Origin of the sequence: Pseudomonas sp. Pf153, from assembly GCF_001269775.1 — a bacterium.
GTDB classification, from domain to species: Bacteria; Pseudomonadota; Gammaproteobacteria; order Pseudomonadales; family Pseudomonadaceae; genus Aquipseudomonas; species Aquipseudomonas uvaldensis.
On the sequence record NZ_LHVL01000009.1, the window covers coordinates 212,396 to 233,652 of the forward strand.

19 protein-coding genes and 1 pseudogene are annotated in these 21,257 nt (G+C 59.9%); 17 read left to right on the forward strand and 3 right to left on the reverse strand.

What is annotated here, in order from left to right:
• Positions 1-3 precede the first annotated feature (3 nt).
• From dut to argB, 3 genes and pseudogenes are all read left to right on the forward strand, one after another.
• Positions 4-459, forward strand: a complete 456-nt coding sequence (dut, locus tag AD666_RS05995; RefSeq protein WP_053148660.1) for a dUTP diphosphatase — start codon at positions 4-6, stop codon at positions 457-459.
• Between the two features lie 252 nt (positions 460-711).
• Positions 712-2,115 (forward strand): annotated as a pseudogene (locus tag AD666_RS06000) (phosphomannomutase/phosphoglucomutase); the annotation flags it as partial.
• Positions 2,116-2,139: 24 nt separating this feature from the next.
• Positions 2,140-3,045 carry an acetylglutamate kinase gene (gene argB / locus AD666_RS06005; protein ID WP_053148666.1) on the forward strand — a complete coding sequence of 302 codons (906 nt, stop codon included), beginning with the start codon at positions 2,140-2,142 and terminating at the stop codon, positions 3,043-3,045.
• 76 nt (positions 3,046-3,121) lie between these two features.
• Here argB and pyrE read toward each other — a convergent pair whose 3' ends face one another.
• Positions 3,122-3,766: an orotate phosphoribosyltransferase gene (gene pyrE, locus AD666_RS06010; RefSeq protein ID WP_053148669.1), complete on the reverse strand. Its 645-nt coding sequence runs from the start codon at positions 3,764-3,766 to the stop codon at positions 3,122-3,124.
• An 82-nt stretch (positions 3,767-3,848) separates the two neighbouring features.
• Between pyrE and AD666_RS06015 the strand changes: the two genes are divergently transcribed.
• Positions 3,849-4,628 carry an exodeoxyribonuclease III gene (locus tag AD666_RS06015; RefSeq protein WP_013694557.1) on the forward strand — a complete coding sequence of 260 codons (780 nt, stop codon included), beginning with the start codon at positions 3,849-3,851 and terminating at the stop codon, positions 4,626-4,628.
• 114 nt (positions 4,629-4,742) lie between these two features.
• On the opposite strand, the gene AD666_RS06020 is transcribed toward AD666_RS06015, so the two are convergent.
• Positions 4,743-5,111, reverse strand: coding sequence for a DUF4870 domain-containing protein (locus tag AD666_RS06020; RefSeq protein ID WP_053148672.1), 369 nt, complete (start codon positions 5,109-5,111; stop codon positions 4,743-4,745).
• 30 nt (positions 5,112-5,141) lie between these two features.
• Positions 5,142-5,864, reverse strand: a complete 723-nt coding sequence (gene rph, locus AD666_RS06025) for a ribonuclease PH (RefSeq protein WP_024780256.1) — start codon at positions 5,862-5,864, stop codon at positions 5,142-5,144.
• Between the two features lie 263 nt (positions 5,865-6,127).
• On the opposite strand from rph, the gene AD666_RS06030 reads away from it, so the two are divergent.
• From AD666_RS06030 to tssH, 13 genes are all read left to right on the forward strand, one after another.
• Positions 6,128-6,991 carry a YicC/YloC family endoribonuclease gene (locus AD666_RS06030; RefSeq protein ID WP_053148675.1) on the forward strand — a complete coding sequence of 288 codons (864 nt, stop codon included), beginning with the start codon at positions 6,128-6,130 and terminating at the stop codon, positions 6,989-6,991.
• 12 nt (positions 6,992-7,003) lie between these two features.
• Complete coding sequence (gene gmk / locus AD666_RS06035; RefSeq protein ID WP_053148679.1) at positions 7,004-7,624, forward strand: guanylate kinase; 621 nt, start codon at positions 7,004-7,006, stop codon at positions 7,622-7,624.
• 167 nt (positions 7,625-7,791) lie between these two features.
• Positions 7,792-8,055: a DNA-directed RNA polymerase subunit omega gene (gene rpoZ / locus AD666_RS06040; protein WP_003177259.1), complete on the forward strand. Its 264-nt coding sequence runs from the start codon at positions 7,792-7,794 to the stop codon at positions 8,053-8,055.
• Positions 8,056-8,115: 60 nt separating this feature from the next.
• Positions 8,116-10,221 carry a bifunctional GTP diphosphokinase/guanosine-3',5'-bis pyrophosphate 3'-pyrophosphohydrolase gene (spoT, locus tag AD666_RS06045; protein WP_053148682.1) on the forward strand — a complete coding sequence of 702 codons (2,106 nt, stop codon included), beginning with the start codon at positions 8,116-8,118 and terminating at the stop codon, positions 10,219-10,221.
• A 23-nt stretch (positions 10,222-10,244) separates the two neighbouring features.
• On the forward strand, positions 10,245-10,625 hold the full coding sequence (locus AD666_RS06050; protein ID WP_053148685.1) for a RidA family protein: 381 nt from the start codon (positions 10,245-10,247) through the stop codon (positions 10,623-10,625).
• Between the two features lie 55 nt (positions 10,626-10,680).
• On the forward strand, positions 10,681-11,421 hold the full coding sequence (locus AD666_RS06055; protein WP_053148688.1) for a hypothetical protein: 741 nt from the start codon (positions 10,681-10,683) through the stop codon (positions 11,419-11,421).
• Positions 11,422-11,877: 456 nt separating this feature from the next.
• On the forward strand, positions 11,878-13,434 hold the full coding sequence (gene tssA, locus AD666_RS06060; RefSeq protein WP_053148691.1) for a type VI secretion system protein TssA: 1,557 nt from the start codon (positions 11,878-11,880) through the stop codon (positions 13,432-13,434).
• 31 nt (positions 13,435-13,465) lie between these two features.
• Complete coding sequence (tssB, locus tag AD666_RS06065; RefSeq protein ID WP_053148694.1) at positions 13,466-13,969, forward strand: type VI secretion system contractile sheath small subunit; 504 nt, start codon at positions 13,466-13,468, stop codon at positions 13,967-13,969.
• A 25-nt stretch (positions 13,970-13,994) separates the two neighbouring features.
• Positions 13,995-15,470, forward strand: coding sequence for a type VI secretion system contractile sheath large subunit (tssC, locus tag AD666_RS06070; RefSeq protein ID WP_053148697.1), 1,476 nt, complete (start codon positions 13,995-13,997; stop codon positions 15,468-15,470).
• A gap of 9 nt (positions 15,471-15,479) precedes the next feature.
• Positions 15,480-15,890, forward strand: coding sequence for a type VI secretion system baseplate subunit TssE (tssE, locus tag AD666_RS06075; protein WP_053148701.1), 411 nt, complete (start codon positions 15,480-15,482; stop codon positions 15,888-15,890).
• Positions 15,891-15,897: 7 nt separating this feature from the next.
• Entirely contained in the window at positions 15,898-17,685 is a 1,788-nt protein-coding gene (tssF, locus tag AD666_RS06080) for a type VI secretion system baseplate subunit TssF (RefSeq protein WP_053148706.1), read from the forward strand.
• On the forward strand, positions 17,649-18,656 hold the full coding sequence (gene tssG, locus AD666_RS06085; protein ID WP_053148711.1) for a type VI secretion system baseplate subunit TssG: 1,008 nt from the start codon (positions 17,649-17,651) through the stop codon (positions 18,654-18,656). Before tssF ends, tssG begins: the two co-directional genes overlap by 37 nt.
• A gap of 11 nt (positions 18,657-18,667) precedes the next feature.
• Positions 18,668-21,253 carry a type VI secretion system ATPase TssH gene (gene tssH / locus AD666_RS06090; protein ID WP_053148714.1) on the forward strand — a complete coding sequence of 862 codons (2,586 nt, stop codon included), beginning with the start codon at positions 18,668-18,670 and terminating at the stop codon, positions 21,251-21,253.
• Positions 21,254-21,257: the final 4 nt, after the last annotated feature.

A 21,257-nucleotide genomic window follows, 5' to 3' on the forward strand; every position in this document is an offset into this window, starting at 1 on the left:
TTCATGCACGCTCTACAAGCCAAGATCCTCGACCCCCGCATCGGCACTGAATTTCCGCTGCCGCAGTACGCCACGCCGGGTTCCGCCGGCCTCGACCTGCGCGCAATGCTCAAGCAGGACACACTCCTGGAGCCGGGCCAGACTCTTCTGATCCCCACCGGCCTGTCGGTGTACATCGGTGACCCGGGCCTGGCCGCCCTGATCCTGCCGCGCTCGGGCCTGGGCCACAAACACGGCATCGTGCTGGGCAACCTGGTGGGCCTGATCGACTCTGACTACCAGGGCGAGTTGATGGTGTCGTGCTGGAACCGCGGACAAACCGCATTCAACATCGCCGTAGGCGAGCGTATCGCCCAATTGGTGCTGGTACCGGTGGTCCAGGCCCACTTCGAACTGGTGCAGGAGTTCGACGAGACCCAGCGCGGCGCAGGTGGTTTCGGCCATTCAGGCAGCCACTGACCCCGCCACTTCCAGCCGGACAGCCTGTCCGGCCGGTTAATTAAACTTCTGTTTCAGGGCAAAAAATGCGCAATGGCTTTCTGCTAGGTTTCCCATCCGGAATCAATGTATTAGGCGACCGAGGCCGGGATAACGCTGTCTCATGGCATTTTCCCACCACGAACTCTCTGTCAAAAACGCCGTCATACCCTTCAGCTTGAGCCTGCCGATGCTGAATGTCGGCCTGTCCAGTCACTTCCTTGATAGAGCGCCCCACCCATGAACACCCCAGCCGCAATTGCCCCGATCTTTCCTGAGAGCATTTTCCGCGCCTACGACATCCGTGGCGTGGTGCCGGAAACCCTGACCGCCGAAACCGCCTACTGGATCGGCCGCGCCATCGGCTCCCAGAGCCTGGCCCAGGGCGAACCGAACGTATGCGTCGGTCGCGATGGCCGCCTGTCTGGCCCGGAACTGGTCGAACAATTGATCAAAGGCATTGCCGACAGCGGCTGCCATGTCAGCGACGTGGGCTTGGTCCCGACCCCGGCGCTGTACTACGCCGCCAACGTGCTGGCCGGCAAATCCGGCGTGATGCTCACCGGCAGCCACAACCCTTCGAACTACAACGGCTTCAAGATCGTCATCGCCGGCGACACCCTTGCCAACGAGCAGATCCAGGCCCTGCACACACGCCTCAAGACCAATGACCTGAGCAGCGGCAAAGGCAGCATCACCAAGGTCGATATCCTCGAGCGTTACAACGACGAAATCGTCAAGGACGTGAAACTGGCCCGTCGCCTGAAAGTGGTGGTCGACTGCGGCAACGGCGCGGCCGGCGTGATTGCCCCGCAACTGATCGAAGCCCTGAACTGCGAAGTCATTCCGCTGTTCTGCGACGTGGATGGCAACTTCCCCAACCACCATCCGGATCCGGGCAAGCTGGAAAACCTCGAAGACCTGATCGCCAAAGTCAAGGAAACCAACGCCGATCTGGGCCTGGCCTTCGACGGTGACGGCGACCGCGTTGGCGTAGTGACCAACACCGGCAGCGTCGTGTTCCCCGATCGCCTGCTGATGCTGTTCGCCAAGGACGTGGTGGCGCGCAACCCTGATGCTGAAATCATTTTCGACGTCAAATGCACCCGTCGCCTCGTGCCACTGATCAAGGAGTACGGCGGTCGCCCCCTGATGTGGAAGACCGGTCATTCGTTGATCAAGAAGAAAATGAAACAAAGCGGCGCCCTGCTGGCTGGCGAAATGAGCGGCCACATTTTCTTCAAGGAGCGCTGGTTCGGTTTCGACGACGGCATCTACAGCGCTGCGCGCCTGCTGGAAATCCTCAGCAAGGAAAAATCCACGGCCGAAGAGTTGTTCGCGACCTTCCCGAACGATATTTCCACGCCGGAAATCAATATCCATGTGACCGAAGAGAGCAAATTCAGCATCATTGATGCACTGCACGACGCTCAATGGGGCGAAGGGGCCGAACTGACCACCATCGACGGTGTGCGGGTCGACTATCCCCATGGCTGGGGCCTGGTTCGCGCCTCCAACACCACACCGGTGCTGGTGCTGCGCTTCGAGGCCGACAACGAAGCGGAACTGCAGCGCATCAAGGATGTGTTCCACACCCAACTCAAACGTGTTGCACCCGATCTGAAACTACCGTTCTGACTTTTTGAAGCTCCGGAGCCCTGAATGACCCTCGAACGCGAAGCCGCCACCAATACCGCCAAGGTTTTGTCCGAAGCGTTGCCTTATATCCGACGCTACGTCGGCAAGACCCTGGTGATCAAATACGGCGGCAACGCGATGGAAAGCGAGGAGCTCAAGACGGGCTTCGCCCGCGACATCGTGCTGATGAAGGCCGTGGGCATCAACCCGGTGGTGGTCCATGGCGGGGGCCCGCAGATCGGCGATCTGCTCAAGCGCCTGTCGATCGAAAGCCACTTCATCGATGGCATGCGGGTCACCGACGCGCAAACCATGGATGTGGTGGAAATGGTCCTGGGCGGCCAGGTCAACAAGGACATCGTCAACCTGATCAACCGTCATGGCGGCAGCGCCATCGGCCTGACCGGTAAAGATGCCGAGCTGATCCGGGCGAAAAAGCTCACCGTCACTCGCCAGACGCCGGAAATGACCCAACCGGAAATCATCGACATCGGTCATGTGGGCGAAGTAGTCGGCATCAACACCGACCTGCTGAACCTACTGGTCCAGGGCGACTTTATCCCGGTGATCGCGCCTATCGGCGTGGGTGCCAACGGCGAGTCGTACAACATCAACGCCGATCTGGTGGCCGGCAAGGTCGCTGAAGCACTGAAAGCCGAAAAGCTGATGCTGCTGACCAACATCGCCGGCCTCATGGACAAGTCGGGCAAAGTCCTGACCGGCCTGTCGACCCAGCAGGTCGATGACCTGATCGCCGACGGCACCATCTACGGCGGCATGCTGCCGAAGATTCGTTGCGCGCTCGAAGCGGTACAGGGCGGCGTTGGTAGTTCGCTGATCATCGATGGTCGAGTGCCGAATGCGATCCTGCTGGAGATCTTTACCGATACGGGTGTGGGTACGTTGATCAGCAATCGCAAGCGTCCTTAAGCGTCAATCCAAAAAAAGACCCCGCTCAACCTGGTTGAACGGGGTCTTTTTTTGCCTCCCCAGAAGGAGCGAGCCTTCAGACGCCGAACTGCGCCCGGTAGGCCTCCACCGCCGGCAAATGCTGCTTGAGCTGCGGATCATCGGCCAGGAACTCCAGCACCTGGTTCAACGAAACAATGCTGATCACCGGAATACCAAAATCACGCTCTACTTCCTGGATCGCCGACAGTTCGCCGTTACCGCGCTCCTGGCGGTTCAGGGCGATCAGCACACCGGCGGCCTTGGCACCTTCCTGTGAAGCGATGATCTGCATTACTTCGCGGATAGCGGTGCCGGCGGTGATCACGTCGTCGATGATCAGCACATCACCGGTCAATGGCGCGCCTACCAGGCTGCCGCCTTCGCCATGGGCCTTGGCTTCCTTGCGGTTGAAGCACCACGGCAGGTCGCGACCGTGTTGTTCGGCCAGGGCGACGGCGGTGGTAGCGGCCAGCGGGATGCCTTTGTAGGCCGGACCGAACAGCACATCGAACGGGATGCCGCTCTCGACGATGGCCGCTGCGTAGAAACGACCCAGTTGCGCCAGGGCGGAACCGCTGTTGAACAAGCCGGCATTGAAGAAGTACGGGCTGGTGCGCCCGGACTTGAGGGTGAACTCACCGAAGCGCAGAACGCCGCGATCGATGGCAAAACGAATGAAATCGCGTTGATACGCCTGCATGAAAAAAGCCTCAGATACCGCGGATTTAGCTAAATAGGTAGACGGCGTGTATCATACACGCACGTGATTTTTGGGGCCATTTATGCGGATCATCAGTGTGAACGTCAATGGTATTCAGGCTGCAGTGGAGCGTGGTTTGCTCAGTTGGCTGCAAGCACAGAATGCCGACGTCATCTGCCTGCAGGATACCCGTGCCTCCGCCTTTGAACTGGACGATGCAGCCTTCCAACTGGATGGTTACTTCCTTTATGCCTGCGATGCAGAAGTCCCCGCCCAGGGTGGCGTGGCTTTGTACTCGCGGCTGCAACCGAAGGCTGTCATCAACGGTCTCGGTTTCGAGACGGCGGACCGCTACGGGCGCTACCTGCAGGCCGATTTCGACAAGGTCAGCATCGCGACCTTACTGCTCCCTTCGGGGCAGAACGGCGATGAAGATTTGAATCAGAAATTCAAGTTGATGGACGACTTCGCCCGTTACCTTGATAAACAGCGACGCAAACGTCGCGAGTACATCTATTGTGGCTCGCTATACGTGGCGCAACAGAAGCTGGACATCAAGAACTGGCGCGACAGCCAGCAATCGCCTGGCTTCCTGGCGCCGGAGCGGGCGTGGATGGACGAGATCATCGGCAACATGGGCTATGTCGACGCCCTGCGCGAGGTCAGCCGTGAAGGCGATCAGTACAGCTGGTGGCCGGATAACGAACAGGCGGAGATGCTCAACCTCGGTTGGCGCTTCGACTACCAGTTGCTGACACCAGGCCTGCGCCGCTTCGTACGCAGCGCCCGCCTGCCGCGCCAGCCACGGTTCTCGCAGCACGCGCCGCTGATCGTGGACTACGACTGGACGCTGACGATCTGAGTGTCATCTTGCAGCCACAAAAAAACCGACAGCGATGTCGGTTTTTTGTGGCTGATCGCTTTACCCCTGTGGGAGCGAGCAGAGCTCGCTCCCACAGGGGTTATTCACTGATCGTTATTTGATCACCCGCCAGGTGAACGGATACCGGTACGGCTGCCCTTCATTGGCCTTGATCCCGGCGATGATGGTCAGCACCAGCGCACCGATGGCGATCAGCCCAAACAGGAAGAAGCCAATCACCACGATCATCAACAGGAAGCTGATGAGCGAGGCAATCGCCACCGTGATCTGGAAGTTCAGCGCTTCCTTGCCCTGGGCATCGACGAACGGGTCGGACTCACGCTTGACCTGCCAGAGCACCAGCGGCCCGATCAGCGTACCAAACGGAATCACGATGCCCAGCAAGGCGGACAGGTGGCAGAACATCGCCCACTGACGTGCCTCCTGGCTTGGCTTGGGCAGCAGGACTTGCTCATCACTCATGTCGCTCTCCTTGTCTGAAGCGTGAAACGATCAGTCGGCCAACGCGGCCTTTTGCAGTTCGAAAATCTCACTCATGCCTTTCTTCGCCAGCTCCAGCATAGCGTTCAATTCTTCAGGCTGGAACGGTGCGCCTTCGGCGGTGCCCTGCACTTCGATGAAGCCGCCGGCACTGGTCATGACCACGTTCAGGTCGGTCTCGGCGGCGGAATCTTCCAGGTAGTCCAGGTCCAGCACCGGCTCGCCTTGGTACATGCCCACGGATACCGCGCCGATCATCTGTTTAAGCGGATCGCCGCCCTTCAGGCCGCCACGCTTCTTGATCACTTTCAAGGCATCGACCAGCGCGACCATGGCACCGGTGATGGACGCAGTGCGGGTACCGCCGTCGGCCTGGATCACGTCGCAATCGACATACAGCGTCACGTCGCCCAGCTTGGACATGTCCAGAGCGGCGCGCAGCGAACGGCCGATCAGGCGCTGGATTTCCAAGGTACGGCCACCCTGCTTGCCACGGCTGGCCTCGCGCTGGTTCCGCTCACCGGTGGCACGCGGCAGCATGCCGTATTCGGCGGTCAGCCAGCCTTGGCCCTGGCCCTTGAGGAACCGTGGCACGCCGTTTTCGACGCTGACGGTGCAGATGACCTTGGTGTCACCGAATTCGACCAGTACAGATCCCTCGGCGTGTTTGGTGTAGTTGCGGGTAATGCGGATCGAGCGAAGCTGATCGGCAGCGCGACCACTTGGACGTTTCATAGGGAACACCTGTACAGAGGACGGAAAACTGCCGGCATTATAGAGCCGTCGACCGGCAGAAGGCAGTTCTAAAAAACCGTTGCGACGAGCGAGGCCCCTCAAAGCCCCGCCCGACGGGCTGCAGCGCTTTGTCACAGGCCCGGTTTGGGGCCATGCGCCTCACTGCGCTACAATCCTGCGCCTTTGCTGCCCGTCGGCTTTTATTCATAGATTCCAGGCGCCACGACCACCGTCGTGCCCGACCTGCATTGCGAGGAACCCCCATGGTGCACAGCATGACCGCCTTCGCCCGCGTCGAAAAGGCCGGCGCCCAAGGCACGCTGAGCTGGGAACTGCGCTCGGTCAACAGCCGTTACCTGGAGCCGCACCTGCGCCTGCCCGAGTCCTTCCGCGACCTTGAAGGCGGCGTGCGCGAAGCGCTGCGCCAGGGCCTGTCCCGGGGCAAGCTGGAATGCACCCTGCGCTTCACCGAGGAAAACACCGGCAAAACCCTGCAAGTGGACCGCGAGCGCGCCGCGCAACTGGTGGCCGCCGCCGAAACCGTCGCCAGTCTGATCAAGCACCCCGCCGCCCTGAACCCGTTGGAAGTCCTGGCCTGGCCCGGCGTGCTGGTGGGAGACGCGAGCGACCCGCAGGCACTGAACGCCGAGGCACTGGCGCTGTTCAATCAGGGCCTCAAGGAACTCAAGGCGGGCCGTGAGCGCGAAGGAGCGGAACTGGCCCGGCTGATCAACGAGCGCCTGACGTCAATCGAAGAAGACGTGGCGACCTTGCGCGAGCTGGTCCCGCAAATGCTTGCCACCCAGCGCCAGAAAGTCCTCGATCGCTTCGCCGACATGAAGGCCGAGCTGGACCCGCAGCGCCTGGAACAGGAAATGGTCATGCTCGCGCAAAAGAGCGACGTGGCCGAAGAACTGGATCGTCTGAGTACCCACATCATCGAAGTCCGCCGGGTGCTCAAATCCGGTGGCGCGGCCGGCCGCCGCCTCGACTTCCTGATGCAGGAACTCAACCGCGAAGCCAATACACTGGGCTCCAAAGCCTTCGACCCGCGCAGCACCCAGGCTGCGGTCAACCTCAAGGTGTTGATCGAGCAGATGCGCGAACAAGTGCAGAACATTGAGTAAGGCTAACCCGACATGACCCACAGCACCGGCACCCTCTACATCATTTCCGCGCCCTCGGGCGCCGGCAAGACCAGCCTGGTCAAGGCCCTGATCGACGCCGAGCCGCAGATCCGCGTCTCGGTCTCGCACACCACCCGCGCCATGCGTCCAGGCGAAGTGAACGGGGTGAACTATCACTTCGTCGACCGCGAAGAATTCGTGAGGATGGCCGAACACGGCGACTTCCTGGAGCGCGCCGAAGTCTTTGGCAACCTCTACGGCACCTCGCAAAGCCACCTGCAACAGACCCTGGACGAAGGCCATGACCTGATCCTGGAAATCGACTGGCAAGGCGCCGAGCAGGTGCGCAAGCTGATGCCCCAGGCCCGTTCGATCTTCATCCTGCCACCGAGCCAGCAGGCCTTGCGCCAGCGCCTGACCAACCGTGGCCAGGACAGCGACGAGATCATCGAAGGCCGGATGCGAGAAGCAGTCAGCGAAATGAGCCACTACGTGGACTACGATTACCTGATCATCAACGATGATTTCGCCCACGCACTGGACGACCTGAAAGCCATTTTCCGCGCCAATCAGCTGCAACAGAAACGCCAGCAGCAACGTTTCGGAAAATTATTGGCCGAACTGCTGGGCTGACCGGCCCTTCCCAAAACCGCTGCGACGGCTTTACATTGGTAGTCGCAGCGCGCCGAGGGGTTTGGTCAAAAAATCAGCGCTTCCCTAAACGCTGGTGTTTTTTTAAACTGTCGAGTCCGCTCGCCCAACCGGGCAGCGCGCATATTGCATTCGCTCCGAGGAATACCATGGCCCGCGTAACCGTTGAAGACTGCCTAGAACACGTGGAAAACCGCTTTGAGCTGGTCATGCTCTCTACCAAGCGGGCCCGTCAGCTGGCCACCGGTGGCAAAGAGCCGTTGGTCCAGTGGGAAAACGACAAGCCTACCGTGGTAGCGCTGCGTGAAATCGCCGAAGGCCTGATGAGCTACGAGTTCATCGCCAATGCTGAAATCGTTGAAGACGAACCGCTGTTCGCGGCGTTCGAGGACGAGTCCAACGAGGCGGTCTAAATCTATGCCTGGTCGACGTAGCACGGCGCGGGGTCACAGCAAACGGCAGGAGTCATCATCATGCCGAGCATAGACGCCCTCGCCGATCGCTTATCGGCCTACCTCGGCACGGACCAGGTCAATCTGGTCCGCCGAGCCTATTTCTACGCCGAACAAGCCCACGACGGCCAGCGCCGCCGCAGCGGCGAGGCGTACGTCACGCATCCCCTTGCGGTGGCGAATATCCTGGCCGACATGCACATGGACCATCAGAGCCTGATGGCCGCCATGCTCCATGACGTGATCGAAGACACCGGCATCGCCAAGGAAGCGCTGCAAGCGCAGTTCGGCGAGACCGTGGCCGAACTGGTCGACGGGGTCAGCAAACTGACCCAGATGAACTTCGAGACCAAGGCCGAGGCTCAGGCCGAAAACTTCCAGAAAATGGCCATGGCCATGGCCCGCGACATTCGCGTGATCCTGGTCAAGCTCGCCGACCGCCTCCACAACATGCGCACCCTGGAAGTACTGTCCGGTGAAAAACGCCGGCGCATCGCCAAGGAAACCCTGGAAATCTACGCGCCCATCGCCAACCGCCTGGGCATGCATGCGATTCGCATCGAGTTCGAAGACCTCGGCTTCAAGGCCATGCACCCGATGCGTTCGGCGCGGATCAACCAGGCCGTCAAGCGCGCCCGGGGCAACCGCAAGGAAATCGTCAACAAGATCGAAGAGTCGCTGAGCCACTGCCTGGCCATTGACGGCATCGAAGGCGAAGTCAGCGGCCGGCAGAAACACCTCTACGGCATCTACAAGAAAATGCGCGGCAAGCGTCGGGCCTTCAACGAGATCATGGACGTTTACGCGTTCCGGATCATCGTCGACAAGGTCGATACCTGCTATCGCGTGCTGGGTGCCGTACATAATTTGTACAAACCGTTGCCGGGGCGCTTCAAGGACTACATCGCGATCCCCAAGGCCAACGGCTACCAATCGCTGCACACCACGTTGTTCGGCATGCACGGCGTCCCGATCGAGATCCAGATCCGCACCCGTGAAATGGAAGAGATGGCCAACAACGGCATCGCCGCCCATTGGCTCTACAAATCCAGCGGCGACGAACAGCCCAAGGGCACCCACGCCCGAGCGCGGCAGTGGGTCAAGGGCGTGCTGGAAATGCAGCAACGCGCCGGCAACTCGCTGGAATTCATCGAAAGCGTCAAGATCGACCTGTTCCCGGACGAGGTCTACGTCTTCACGCCCAAGGGCCGGATCATGGAACTGCCCAAGGGCTCCACGGCGGTGGACTTCGCCTACGCGGTGCACACCGACGTCGGCAACAGCTGCATCGCCTGTCGCATTAACCGTCGCCTGGCGCCGCTGTCCGAACCGCTGCAAAGCGGCTCCACGGTGGAAATCGTCAGCGCCCCCGGTGCGCGGCCGAACCCCGCCTGGCTCAACTTCGTGGTCACCGGCAAGGCCCGGACTCACATCCGCCACGCCCTGAAATTGCAACGTCGCTCCGAATCCATCAGCCTGGGCGAACGCCTGCTGAACAAAGTCCTCAACGGCTTCGACAGCTCACTGGACAAGATCCCGGCCGAGCGCGTGCAGATCATGCTCACCGAGTACCGCCTCGAACTGGTCGAAGACCTGCTCGAAGACATCGGCCTGGGCAACCGCATGGCCTACGTCGTCGCCCGCCGCCTGCTCGGCGAAGGCGAACAGCTGCCAAGCCCCGAAGGCCCGCTGGCGATTCGCGGCACCGAGGGCCTGGTGCTCAGCTACGCCAAGTGCTGCACGCCGATTCCGGGCGACCCGATCGTCGGCCACCTGTCCGCCGGCAAGGGGATGGTGGTGCACCTGGAAAACTGCCGAAACATCAGCGAAATCCGCCACAACCCGGAAAAATGCATCCAGCTCTCCTGGGCCAAGGATGTCACCGGCGAATTCAACGTCGAGCTGCGGGTCGAGCTGGAGCACCAGCGCGGCCTGATCGCCCTGCTGGCCAGCAGCGTCAACGCCGCCGACGGCAACATCGAGAAAATCAGCATGGACGAACGCGATGGCCGCATCAGCGTCGTCCAACTGGTGGTCAGCGTGCACGACCGCGTGCATCTGGCCCGCGTGATCAAGAAACTGCGCGCCCTGACCGGCGTCATCCGCATCACCCGCATGCGCGCGTAGCCCACCCATAACAAGGAGTCCTCATGACCAAGACCGTTATCACCAGCGACAAGGCCCCGGCCGCCATCGGCACCTACTCCCAGGCGATCAAGGCAGGCAACACCGTGTACATGTCGGGCCAGATCCCACTGGACCCGAAAACCATGGAGCTGGTGGAAGGCTTCGAAGCCCAGACCGTGCAAGTGTTCGAAAACCTCAAGGCCGTGGCCGAGGCAGCCGGTGGTTCGTTCAAGGACATCGTCAAGCTCAACATCTTCCTCACCGACCTGAGCCACTTCGCCAAGGTCAACGAGGTCATGGGCAAGTACTTCGAACAGCCCTACCCTGCCCGCGCCGCCATCGGCGTGGCCGCCCTGCCCAAAGGCGCGCAGGTCGAGATGGATGCCATCCTGGTCATCGAGTAACAAGGCCGGCGCAGCGTCCCCCGCTGCGCCGTTTTCGTTTTTAAAGGATTCCACCATGCGCAAAGCGCTTGCTCTCCCGCTGCTCGCCCTCCTCCTGGCCGGCTGCGCCAGCGACCCCGCCGACCGTGACATCAGCGGCACCTGGATCAACCAGGCCGCCATCGACGCTGCCGCCAAGGGCGGCCCACTGCGCGAAGCCCTGCAGGCCTATGGCCCGAACCTGGAATGGGACGTCAACACCCGAGCCGGTCAGGCGCGCTACACCAACGGCTTTGAAAACGTCGAAGGCAAGTTGCTGGGCGAAGAAGACGGCGCGTGGAAAGTCGATTTCTACGGCAGCTCGGCCAGCGAACTCCAGCGCGACGGCGACCAACTGAGCCAGACCGCCACCGAGAACGAACCCCAGCAAGTCTTCGACCGCGCCCAGGTCCAGGTACCGGAAGGCGCCCCTATCGGCGCCAGCTTCGAGCGAGCGCTGTATGCCGCCTACCTGGGTGGCACCTGGAACATCGTCGACGGCCCCGGCCAAGGCACCAGCGTGCAGTTCCGACCCGACGGCCAGGTCAGCGGCCTCCCCGGCGCCGACCGCTACGCCCTCTGCCTGGCTGGCGACTGCGCCTCCATGAGCGGCGGCAACGACAACATCTGGCTGCAACAGAACGGCCACGGCAACACCTGGATCTTCGCCCGCAACGGCAAGACGCTGGAAATATTCCAGACTGTGAATGCAGCGCTGGCCGATGAAATGCCGTCGTTCACGCCGGGTAAGCGGCAGTGGGTGTTGGAAAAGCAGTAACCCGCAGGCGCTGAGCTTGCCCACAGGCCCGGCGCCATACCCCATCCTCGCCCCACCACAAATCCACTATGGGAGCGAGCCCTGCTCACGATAGCGGTGGGTCAGCCGCCTCTCATTCCGAATCTGCTCCCTCCATCGTGAGCAAGCTCAGCTCCCAGAGACTGGCGCAACCTCTCTTACCAATCGTATCGCCACGATTAATGTGCGCAGCATCTCCTTAAAGCTCTCTGCCATTACATCAATGTCCTTTAGCGCACTGTTTTACAGAAAATTCCTACATCTCTGTTTTTATATTTTTGGCATTCTTCGCAACTAACATTCGTCCAACGAATTTATTTATTAAAACTCTAACCGATTGATTAGAAATCCGAAATTTCTTACAGAAATCAGTCAGATTTTGATAATCAGAAACTATTTATAACTCGAAAAAAGCACCACACACCCTTAAGGCAATGAATGTCTTACGTAAATAAACTGTCCACCCAATACTTGATTCTCGCCAAGACTCCTGTCACCGAAGAGAGTTTCGTGGGCGCGGACGTGCGTTTTTCAAATGAATTTGAAGCGCTGGAGTGCGAATTGGGCAAAGCCCTGTCGGTGCATGAAACTGGCCAGGTGGATTGGTTAAAAGTCCTTGAACAGAGCGAGGCTCTGTTGCGCACCCAATCCAAAGACTTGCGGGTGGCGATCTGGCTGACATGGGCGCTGTACCAATGTGAGTCTTTCCCGGGTCTGCTGGCCGGCCTTTGTCTCGTGCGGCACCTGTGCCAAAACCATTGGTCGCAGATCCATCCCGCCAAGATCAGGACCCGTTCCGCCAGTATCCATTGGCTGCTGCCTCGCCTGGAACAGGCTCTGGGCGATGACGTAGCCATCAAAGAACAGTTGCCCTTATTCCGACAGTTGCTGGAACAACTTAAAAGCCTCGAGAGCATCTGCACAACCCATTTGGGAGATGAAGCTCCACTGCTATTGCCACTAAGCCGGCGGCTCGAGCATATGATCCGGCGTGCTACCGACGAGCCGTCCAAACCCGGCGCCATAGAGGCAGTAGCGACTCAGGTCAAACAAACTACCACTCAACTCCTCGCCCCCGTCGCGTCTATCGAGAACGAAAAAGAAGCCCAAAAAGTGTTGCGCGCCCAGCAGGAAAGCGCACGCACATTGTGCGCCTGGTGGCTCAGACAAAAAGCCACCGACATCCGCGCCCTGCGTCTGAATCGTGCTTTGCACTGGCTGGTCATCGATGCGCTACCCGAGCACGACGCCGGACAGATCACCCAGTTGCGCGGATTACCAGTAGCCAAACTCAAGGCTTATCAAGACAGCCTCCAACGAGGCAGCTTTGCGGATCTGTTGGTGGAGATCGAGGCTAGTCTGGCGAAGGCACCCTTCTGGCTCGACGGCCAGAGGTTCGCCTGGGAATGCCTGCAAGGACTGCACGCTGAAGCGGCGATGCTCGAGCTGGAGGTCCATTTCGCCTTGTTCATCCAGCGCTTGCCGGACGTTATCGAACTGCGCTGGCATGACGGCTCGCCATTTGCCGATCCAGATACGCGGGCGTGGATCGCTGCCCAGGTCATGCCTCACTTGCAGCGCGCCAGCGCCGCGCCCGGAATCGAAGCTGGCAGCCACCCTGCGCCTTGGGAGCAGGCGTTGGAAGAGGCCCAGTTGGTCCTACTCAGGGAGGGTCTCAGATCCGCCGTTCAATTGCTCAGGCAAGGCATGCAAACCGCCCAAGGCGCTCGCGAATGCTTTCTATGGCGGTTCGCGATGGCCCGGTTGTGCTTTTCAGCCAAAAAATACGAACTCGCCAAAGTCCAGCTCGAAGCCCTCGATCAAAGGCTACAGCACCCGGAGCTGAATGCCTGGGAGCCGGCGCTCGCCTTGCAGGTGTTGCATCTGCTTCACCACTGCTGCGAGTTGCTGCCTCAGAACCACCCCGTACGAGAGCGTAAGGAAGAGACTTTCCGAAGGTTGTGTCACTTGGACCTCGAACGGGTCATTGGATAGGCCTCCACCACCCCATTACAAGGAGAAAATCATGGCCAAAGAAGGCTCGGTAGCACCGAAGGAACGCATCAACGTTACTTTCAAGCCCGCCACTGGCGGCCCCAAGGAGGAAATTGAGCTGCCGCTGAAGCTGTTGGCGATCGGCGATTACACCCACCGCGAAGACGAACGCAAGTTCGAGGATCGAAAACCCATCAGCATCGACAAGATGACCTTCGACGAAGTCATGGCCAAGCAAGAGCTGAACCTGACCCTGAACGTACCGAACCGTCTCAGGGATGAAAGCGATACCGAGGAATTGACCGTTCAACTGCATCTGAACTCCATGAAGGATTTCAACCCTGCCAGCCTCGTCGAGCAACTGCCGGAACTCAAGCAACTGATGGGACTGCGTGAGGCCCTGGTGGCGCTCAAAGGGCCGCTGGGCAATGCACCGGCGTTTCGCAAGGCCATTGAAGACGTGCTGACCGATGAAGCATCCCGCAGTCGCGTCCTGGATGAGCTGGGCCTGAACGCCGCAGCAATGGACGCTTGATTTCCACAGACAAGGAAGCCGCCACATGAGTACCCAGGCAACACAGCAACAGCATCAAAACAACGGTGAGTACGGCATTCTGGAAACCATCATTGCCCAGACCCGCCTGACGCCGGACGACGAAGCCTATGACATCGCCAAGCGCGGCGTATCGGCCTTCATCGAAGAATTGCTCAAGCCGCAGAACAGTGGTGAGCCGGTCAGGAAGGCCCTGGTGGATCGCATGATCGCCGAAATCGATGCCAAGCTCAGCCGCCAGGTGGACGAGATCCTCCATCATCCAGAGTTCCAGGCGTTGGAGGCAGCATGGCGTGGCTTGCAGTTGCTGGTCGATCGCACCAACTTCCGCGAGAACATCAAGATCGAAATGCTCAACATCTCCAAGAGCGATTTGCTGGAAGATTTCGAAGACTCCCCCGAGGTCATGCAGTCGGGCTTGTACAAACATATCTACACCGCTGAGTACGGCCAGTTTGGCGGACGGCCGGTAGGGGCGATCATCGCCAACTACTTCATGTCTCCCAGCTCGCCGGACGTGAAACTGATGCAGTACGTGGCCAGCGTGGCCTGCATGGCCCATGCGCCTTTCATCGCGGCGGCCGGGCCGAAGTTCTTTGGCCTGGAAAGCTTCACAGGCCTTCCGGATCTCAAGGACCTTAAAGACCACTTCGAAGGCCCGCAATTCGCCAAATGGCAAAGCTTCCGTCAATCCGAAGATGCTCGTTACGTCGGCTTGACCGTTCCACGCTTCCTGCTGCGCACGCCATACGATCCGGAAGAAAACCCGGTCAAGTCGTTCGTCTACAAGGAAATCGTCGCCAACAGCCACGAACACTACCTGTGGGGCAATACTGCCTACGCGTTTGGCACCCGACTGACCGACAGTTTCGCCAAATTCCGCTGGTGCCCCAACATCGTCGGCCCGCAAAGTGGAGGCGCGGTTGAAGACCTGCCGTTGCACCATTTCGAAAGCATGGGCGAAATCGAAACCAAGATTCCAACCGAAGTGCTGGTTTCCGACCGCCGTGAGTATGAGTTGGCCGAAGAAGGTTTCATCCCCCTGACCATGCGCAAGGGTAGCGATAACGCGGCGTTTTTCTCCGCCAGTTCCGTACAAAAGCCGAAGTACTTCGGTATCGGCGTCGAGGACAAGCACGCAGAGCTGAACTACAAGCTGGGCACCCAACTGCCGTACATGATGATCGTCAATCGCCTGGCCCATTACCTGAAGGTGTTGCAGCGTGAGCAACTGGGGTCTTGGAAAGAACGCACGGACCTGGAGCGCGAGCTCAACCACTGGATCCGCCAGTACGTGGCCGACCAGGAGAACCCGAGTGCCGAAGTCCGTGGTCGCCGTCCCTTGCGCGCGGCCAGGGTCGTCGTCAGCGATGTGGAAGGTGAACCGGGTTGGTACCGCGTCAGCCTTAACGTCCGCCCACACTTCAAGTACATGGGGGCCGATTTCACGCTGTCGCTGGTTGGCAAATTGGACAAGGCATAAGAACGGCCCATGACTTACGGAAGCCTTTTCGAACGCCTGGACGGTGTTAGCGAGAAACGGGCGGGCTTGGGCCGCGAGGCGTGTGTCATCGCATCCGTGGCGGCTCATCTGACCAGGATGCTCAGCACGCGAGCCGGTAGCGTACAAACGTCATCCGATTACGGTTTACCGGACCTCAATGACATGCGCCTGAGCTTGCATGACGCACAAGTCCAGGCCTGCCGGGCGATCAGGACGTTCATCGAGGCGCATGAGCCGCGCCTGGGCGACGTCCGCGTCGCTGCAACGCCGAGCAATACCAATCCGCTTTGCCTGTTCTTGACCATTGATGCTTCGCTGGTCATGGACGGTTCGAAGCGACAGATGAGTTTCTCCGTCTGCCTGGATGGCAACGGCCGGGCCAAGGTCAGTCAAGGATAGCCACACCGTGTCATTCAACCACTACTACCAGAGCGAACTGACCGCGCTTCGTCAGTTGGGACGGCGTTTTGCCGAGCGTAACCCGGCGTTGGCGCCGTTCCTTGGCCAAGCCGGACGGGATCCGGACGTGGAGAGGTTACTGGAGGGCTTTGCGTTCCTGACCGGACGTTTGCGTCAGAAGCTCGATGACCAATTGCCGGAGCTGAGCCATTCACTGATGCGCCTGTTGTGGCCTAACTACATGCGGCCACTACCGGCATTCAGCATTCTGCAATTTGCCCCTCTGAAACGCTCCGGCCCAGCCTTGCGGGTGGAACGCGATACCCCGGTTGAAAGCAAACCCATCCAAGAGATCCGTTGCCGTTTTCGCACCTGTTACCCGACCGATGTGCTCTCGCTGGATTTGACCGAGCTTGGCTTTTCGGTCAAGGGCGACAGCTCGGTGCTGAGCCTGCGCCTGGAGATGCAGTGCGACGGCCACCTGGGTGAATTGCAGTTGAGCCGTGTGCGCCTGCATTTTGCCGGTGAGCGGTACATCAGCCAGATGCTCTATCTCAGCCTGCTGCGTCATCTCAAGGTTATCGAACTCGTCCCACTGGACGCTGCTGGCAAGCCCATCAGTATGGCTGACGGTACGTCGATGTCCTTCGCAATCCCCGCCAACCGTGTCCAGCCGGTAGGGTTTGCCGAAGAGGAAGCCCTGATCCCCTATCCGATGAATACCTTTCGTGGCTATCGCTATCTTCAGGAATACTTCGCCTTCCAGGACAAGTTCCTGTTCGTCGACATCAACGGCCTGGACGCGCTCAATGCGCTGCCCCTGGCCAGCCTTGAACAGTCACGTGGCCTGGAACTGCGCTTCGACATTGGCAAGAGTGGCATCCAGCAGCTTCGCCCGACGCTGGATAACGTCAAGCTCCATTGCACACCCATCGTCAATTTGTTCAAGCACGACGCACAGCCGATCCGCCTTGATGGCAAACAGAACGAGTACCTGCTGCGGCCCGCCGATTACGACCAAGAGCAGTGCGACGTGTATTCGGTGCAAAGCGTTACCGGCTGGAATCCCGGAGGCTTGGGCTATCGCACCTATGTGCCATTCGAATCCTTCGAGCACGACCCAAGCTTCGATACATCCCAACCCCATCCTTACTACAGCATCCGCTTACGTCCATCGCTGCTGCACGATGGGCTGGACACGTACCTGGGCTTCGGCGCTCGGGACATCCAACCCCATGAAACGCTGTCGATCGAACTGATGTGCACCAACCAGAACCTGCCACATCGACTCAAGGTGGGTGACATCGACCAGCCCGGTGAAAAAAGCCCCGAATTGTTGACCTTTCGCAATATCGGTCCGGTCACCCGGAGTTTCGCGCCGCCACTTGATCAGGACTTTCTCTGGAGGTTGATCAGCAACATGTCGCTCAACTATCTGTCGTTGGCGGATGTGAACGCACTCAAGGTGATTCTCGAAACCTATGATTTTCCGCGCTACCACGACGAACAGACAGAGCGAGCCAGCCAGTGTCTGCTGGACGGGCTCAAGTCGATCACGCACCAGCATGTCGACCGGCTACACCGGGGCCTGCCGGTTCGCGGCTTGCGAACCGAACTGACGATCGATCCGCAGGGGTACATCGGTGAAGGAGACCTGTTCGTTTTCGCTTCGGTCCTGAACGAGTTCTTTGCGCTTTATGTCAGCCTCAATTCGTACCACGAACTGCGAGTGAACAGCACACAAGGAGAGGTGTACCAATGGACGCCGCGCATGGGCCAGCAGCCGATTCTATAAGTACGCTGACGCAAAAAATACGCGAGTACTCGCTCTTCCAGGCAGTCCTGCTGACCATCGACCGGCTGCGTGAGGCACATCCGTTACTGAGCGATGATGATTTGTACGAGCTAGTGGAATTCCAGGCCAACCCGAGCCTGGGATTCGCGGCCAGTGACATCGAGCACGTGGAGTTTTTCGAAGAGCAGGGGCAGATGCGGGCACGCCTGCGCTTGAATCTGCTCAGTCTGGTAGGAGCGGGCTCCCCGTTACCGGCGTTCTATGCTGAACAAGCCCTTCATGAGGACGAGCGAGGCAATCCGACCCGGCACTTTCTCGACCTGTTCCATCATCGTCTCCAACGGCTGATGTTGCCGATCTGGCGCAAGTATCGCTACAGCGCCAGTTTTCGAAGCGGGGCTCGAGACGGCTTTTCCGAACAATTGTTTGCCCTGGTCGGCCTGGGAGGGGAAGAGATCCGCAAGGCCACCCAACTGAACTGGAAACGGCTGCTGCCCTACCTGGGGCTTTTGAGCCTACGGGCCCATTCGGCGGCACTGATCGAAGCTGTACTGCGCTACTACTTCAAGCACGCTCAGTTGAGCCTCGAACAATGCATCGAACGTCCGGTGAAGATCCTTCCCGAGCAGCTCAATGGCCTGGGAACCATCAACTGCCTGTTGAGCGAAGACTTGGTACTGGGCGAACAGGTGCGCGACCGCAGCGGCAAGTTCCGGATCCATATCCGGGAGCTGGGCTGGCAACGCTTCCACGACTTCCTGCCCATCGGTTCCGGATATCAGGCGCTCTGCGCGCTGGTGCGTTTCACCCTGCCGGCCCCTCTCGACTACGACATACGCCTGGTCCTGCGCCCACAGGAAATACGCGAATTACGCATTGGTAAACGGAACAACTGCCACCTGGGTTGGACCAGTTGGCTGGGCCAGGCAAGCGTCGACGGGGTCGTGACCCTGGGCAGCAAAAATCATTAGGGATAGATGAGATGACCAACGTAGACCTCCAGCAACTCATCCAGGCGCTGGACGCCGATACGAAAACCGACCTGGAACGCTCGGCAGAACAGTGCGTGGCCCGCGGAGCAGACAAGGTCTTGGTGGAAGATTTGTTGCTGGGCCTGCTGCAGCGACCGCAAGGGCTGCTCGCGCGTGCCTTGCAGGATGCTCGGATAGATCCAGACCAATTGAGCGCGATTCTACGACCAAAAGCTGAATCCCATGCCTCGCGCAATCCAGTCTTTGCGCCTGAACTGGTGCAATGGCTACAGGACGCGTTACGGGTGGCTCATCTCGAACTGAGTCAGCACGAGATCGGAGAAGCGGCCCTGATCCTGGCATTGCTGTGCAACCCTGTCCGCCACGCAGGCACGCCTTATCACACGCTTCTCACCCGATTGAATATCGACCGACTGAAAGGGTTCGTCCTGTCACGACAGGATCAACCAGTCGCCGTCCCGTCCATGCCACCGCATGACTCCCTACTGGAGCGTTTTACCCACAACCTGACCCAACAGGCCCGTGAAGGACAGCTTGATCCGGTGCTTTGCCGGGACGGCGAGATCGGGCAAATGATCGATATCCTGGTGCGTCGCCGCAAAAACAACCCGATCGCGGTGGGCGAAGCCGGGGTGGGCAAGACAGCCATCGTCGAAGGCCTGGCGTTGCGTATAGCGGCGGGAGAAGTGCCACCGGCGCTTGAGGGCGTCGAGCTGCTTTCGCTGGATATGGGCCTGTTGCAGGCCGGTGCCAGTATCAAGGGCGAATTCGAGCGGCGCCTCAAAGGTGTAATCGACGGGGTCAAGGCGTCCTCCCAATCCATCGTCCTGTTCATCGATGAAGCCCACACGCTGATCGGCGCAGGCAACAACGCCGGCGGCTCCGACGCGGCCAACCTGCTCAAGCCGGCCCTGGCCCGAGGCGAGCTTCGCACCATCGCCGCCACCACCTGGAGCGAGTACAAGAAATACTTCGAGAAGGACCCGGCCCTGGCCCGTCGTTTCCAGCCCGTGCAGTTGCACGAGCCGAGCGTCAGTGAAGCAGTCACCATCCTGCGTGGTCTGGCCCGGATCTATGAAAGCAGCCATGGCATCTATCTGCGAGACGACGCCGTAGTCACAGCAGCCCAACTGTCGGCACGCTACCTGACCGGGCGTCAACTGCCAGACAAGGCGGTTGACGTACTCGATACCGCGTGCGCCCGTGTGCGTATCAGCCTGGCCACCGCGCCGCAACGTCTTCAGCGACTGCGGGGCAACCTGGCCGAAGGTGAGCGCCAGCGCCAGGCGTTACGTCGTGATGCCGAGGCCGGCCTGTCGATCGATCTTCAGGAACTGGAGGCGCTGGATGCGCGGCTGGACACCACCGAACAAGAGCTCCAGACAGCAGAAGCCCGCTGGACAGAGCAGCGAATCCTTGCCGAACGCCTGTTGTCGCTCCGCCAGCAGTTGGCCGAGGCGCGGAAAACAGCGACCGATCAAGACCTGAACGTCGAGATTTTGCAATCGGCGCTGCACGAAACCCTGGGAGCCCTGACAAACGCGCAAGCTCAGGAGCGCCTGGTCAGCTTCGAAGTCTGCCCACGACTGGTGGCCGAAGTGGTCAGTGCCTGGACCGGCGTACCGCTGGCGCAACTGGCACGGGAGCACAACGCAAGCATTGCCGACTTCGCCACCGACTTGCGCGCCCGAATCCGCGGACAAGAACAAGCCATACAGGCCCTCGACCGAGCAATGCGTGCCGCGGCCGCAGGACTCAACAAACCTGACGCCCCGGCAGGTGTCTTCCTGCTGGTAGGACCGAGCGGCACCGGCAAGACTGAAACGGCGCGGGCCCTCGCCGACCTGCTGTATGGCGGCGAGTGCTTCATCACCACCTTGAACATGGCTGAGTTTCAGGACAAACACACAATCTCCCGATTGATCGGCGCACCGCCAGGCTACGTTGGTTATGGCGAGGGCGGCATGCTCACCGAAGCCGTGCGGCAAAAGCCCTATTCGGTGGTGCTGCTCGATGAAGTGGAAAAAGCCGATCCGGAGGTTCTGAACCTGTTCTATCAGATATTCGACAAAGGTCTGGCCAACGACGGGGAAGGACGCGAAATAGATTTTCGCAACACGCTGATTCTGATGACATCGAACCTGGGGAGCGAGCGCATCAGCGAACTGTGTGAAAACGGCACGCAACCCAGTGCCGAGCATCTGGAAGAAATGATTCGCCCTCTGCTGGCCAGACATTTCAAGCCGGCGCTGCTGGCACGCATGCGCGTGGTGCCGTATTACCCGGTAAGCGGTCCGGTGCTGCACGAACTGGTGGAAATGAAGCTCGGTTGCCTGGGCGAACGCCTGCAATCGCGCCGCATGAGCTTCAGTTATTGCGAACGCCTGGTTGGGCACCTGGCAGAGCGGTGTACCCATAGTGACAGTGGTGCGCGGCTGGTCGACCAGTTGCTCGAGCGACACCTGATGCCGCTCGTGGCGGACCGCGTGCTCGCAGCCATGGCAATCGGCGAACGGTTGCGACATGTACACGCCACCCTCGATAACAACGCCCGCATCGCCTGCGAGTTCACCTGAGAAT